The organism is Chitinophaga sp., from assembly GCF_035564935.1.
In the GTDB taxonomy this organism is placed as follows: domain Bacteria; phylum Bacteroidota; class Bacteroidia; order Chitinophagales; family Chitinophagaceae; genus Chitinophaga.
In genome coordinates, this window is sequence record NZ_DATMTE010000819.1 from 1 (window position 1) to 3,278 (window position 3,278).

The window sequence follows — 3,278 nt, forward strand, 5'->3', positions numbered from 1 at the left end:
TCATGGCGCTCAATGATCCTGCGGATACACAGTGCTAACCTGGCGGCATCCACCTTTCCGGTGATATCAAACGCCACAGCGAGGTTATAGGCTATGCTTCCGCGGTTCATCTGCCAGAAATGCCCGATCCTTTTCTGTGAAGGTGTAAGGGGATGAACCTGATAGCCGGGCGCAGGCGCGATGGAAGGCTCAACCGGTTTCTCAGCCGGTATCAGGCCGGTAATCACCGCCGCCAGGTCACGGATGGTGGAATGAGTATAAATAGTGTCTACCGGTATATCAACTGAAAATGCTTTCCTGATCATCAGGCACATCTCAGCCACCCGCAAGGAACTTCCGCCGAGATCTGCAAAGAAATCGGCAGTACGAACTACAGAATGGCCGGTAAGGCTTTTCCATATTACCTTCAGTTGCTGTTCAACACCAGATACCCCCGCTTCTTCCTCTTGCTGTTTGAGCATTAACAGCTCCTCTTCTATATGATTAAAATCGCCGTTTCGAAGCTGTTCCGCCAACATAAAACGCTGCAGCTTACCACTTGTCGTTCTCGGTACCTGCTTCACCGGCAGCACCAACCCCGGTTCAAAACCAAAATGGCTCCCTATCAGCGTTCTCAACTGCTTTTCAATACCGGGAAACAAAGAAAGCAGTCCCCTGTAAAAAACAAATGCCACAATTTGTTCCTGCTGTTCCTGCCCCCGTGCAACACCGGTAACAACAATCTTATTCAGCGCTATTTCCTCCAGTTGTGTTGACACCAGCTCAATATCATGTGAATAATAATTCCGGCCATTTACAAAAAGTACGTCCTTCTCCCTGCCGGTAACATACAATGCGCCATCCTTCATGAAACCAAGATCGCCGGTGTTCAGCCAGCCGTCCGGCGTAGCAGCGGCATGTGTAGCTTCGCTGTTGTTGTAATAACCCGCGGTTACATTCTCCCCGGTAATCTGTATCCGGCCAATTATCCCCTCCTGCGCCATATCCTCCTCAACAGTAACTATCCTCACTTTACAATACCGGACGGGTTTTCCAACATTCACAAAACTGATGGCCGATGCAGCATCGGCCGGAGCGGCAATTGCGTCACCGGTATTAAGCCGGTGCCTGTCCAGCTGAACAGATATAACGTTGTCGTTCAAACCGCTGACAGATACTGCCAGACTGGCTTCGGCCAGTCCGTATACAGGACGCATGGCCTCTCTTTTTAAACCGTAGCGGGAAAATGTATCGGAAAATACGCGGCAGATCTCTTCCGAGATAGGCTCGGCGCCATTATATAATATCCTGACCGCAGAAAGATCCGGCGTGCCGGCCAATTCACCACCGCAATGTTTTGTTACATATTCAAGCCCGAAATTAGGAGAACAAAGAATAGTTACCTGGTGTGCTGCTGCTTTCTGCAACCAAAGCGACGGCCTTCTTACAAATACCTCTGTGTGGATCAGGTAATGCTGAATACCCATGAGCAGCGGATTGAGATGAAAACCAATCATCCCCATATCATGGGTTAGCGGCATCCAGCTCAGCATACTATCTTTCGCACTATAACAGGCTGCTTCACTGATACTTTCCATATTAGTGATCAGGTTCCTGTGTGTAAGCATTACCCCTTTGGGATTCCCGGTTGATCCTGATGAAAACTGAATAAATGCCAGCTCTTCTGAAGATGGTTCATGTAACCTGGCATCCGGGTATATCTCCACAATGGAAACAGGAGATATCCAACGTTGCGTCATTCCGGCAAATGCCTCTTCATGGTGATGAAGTTGCGCATAATTTGCCAACTGATCAATATTCTCCTCTCCCGACAGGATAAAAGGATGGTTCAATACTCCCCATACATTAAATACCTTCCTCCGGTGATCATCATTTTTACCAACGGAAAGTGGTACCGGGATGATCCCCCCCAATATGCAGGCCCAAAAGAAAATGACATATGTACGCTGGTCCTCTATCTGAAAAATCAGCTCATTTCCCTTTCGCAATCCTTTACTTTGCAGCAATCCCAGCTTCTCTGCTGCTGCTGCATACAGATCCCGGTAAGAAAGGAAATCTTCCTGTCCCTGGCTACCAACAAAGGTTACGCCTGCTCCATGAACATGTTTTACATTTATCAGGGCTTCATATAATGTGCTGCTCCGCATAAGCTGCTGCTATTGTTTTTTTTTAACAGTCCTGAACAGGTGAGATTAATAACATCTGCTAGTGCTGCTATTTCATCATGCAGAAAAAAATGTCCTCCGGGGAAATAATTAATACTGCAAACCTTCCTGGTATGACGTTTCCAGCCATCCCCCTGGTCGGCAGTCATGTCTTCTTCCTTTCCAAGCAAAACGGTGATATCCATATCAAAAGGAATGATATCGGACATAACGGGCTCCGATTCCGACAACCTGAAGTCGCTTCTCAATACAGGCAGCAGGATATTCATCAGTTCGGGTATCTCAAAAAATTCCGGGGGAGTGCCTCCCAGTTTGATGAGTTCATTTTCAAATGTTGCATCATCCATCAGGTGATATTTCTTATCCTCTGCATCGCGGGTATGCGGGGCTTTCCTGCCTGAGAAAAAAAGATGCAATGGCGGAGGGAAACCGCTGTCAGAAATCTCCCTTGCCAAATAGTATATGATCATACTGCCCATGCTATGTCCGAAGAATGCGTACTTGTCCCCAGGGTTCAAATGTGTGCGGACAATATCAAAGCAGTCTGCTATGGCTTCAGCCATTCCCGGATACAGTGGCTCATTCAGCCGCCTTCCCCTGCCCGCCAATTCCACCGGCACTAACTCTATAGCAGGACTGATATACTTCTTCCATTGGGTAAACATAGCAGCGGAACCGCCGGCATACGGGAAACAGAAAAGCTTTATGATATCCGGCATAAGTTAACTGTTAGCAGGATCGTTATTAAAGGTGATACACCATTTTAAGGAGGAAATATCGGGGTACTGGTTTAACTGGTACCCGAAACCTTCATGGACTTTAAGTGTATCCCAGATGAGCGCTTCCATTTCCTCAGACATTGCTGTAATAAAATATAAAGCGGCCGACCTCCTGGTCAGTATCCTTGTACAGGGAGCTTCCCAGGCCTGTATGGCCCCTGTTTTTTGCAACTCGCGGAGCTGGCTGCTGATCAGTTGTATTTCAGGTACGTCTCCAATTCGGTTCATAATATTTCAGTTAATCAGTGTAATATCCGGGGTATTCCCCTTCTTTATCTATAGCAGGATTATATTTCCCCTCCCATTCCTTTACCAGTTCTTTCCGCTTTCCCAT

General features: G+C 47.3%; 3 protein-coding genes. All 3 read right to left on the reverse strand.

Translation table 11 applies throughout. The features are described 5' to 3' along the window. On the reverse strand, positions 1-2,147 hold a 2,147-nt coding region (locus VN105_RS21360; protein ID WP_325644003.1), incomplete at its 3' end, for a non-ribosomal peptide synthetase. Continuing rightward, the gene (locus VN105_RS21365) at positions 2,117-2,884 is read right to left on the reverse strand and encodes a thioesterase II family protein (RefSeq protein ID WP_325644005.1); all 768 of its coding nucleotides are present in this window, start codon (positions 2,882-2,884) and stop codon (positions 2,117-2,119) included. The genes VN105_RS21360 and VN105_RS21365, both read right to left, overlap by 31 nt. A gap of 3 nt (positions 2,885-2,887) precedes the next feature. Further along, a complete protein-coding gene (locus tag VN105_RS21370; protein ID WP_325644007.1) occupies positions 2,888-3,172 on the reverse strand; it encodes a hypothetical protein in 285 nt (94 codons plus the stop codon). Between the last annotated feature and the right edge of the window lie 106 nt (positions 3,173-3,278).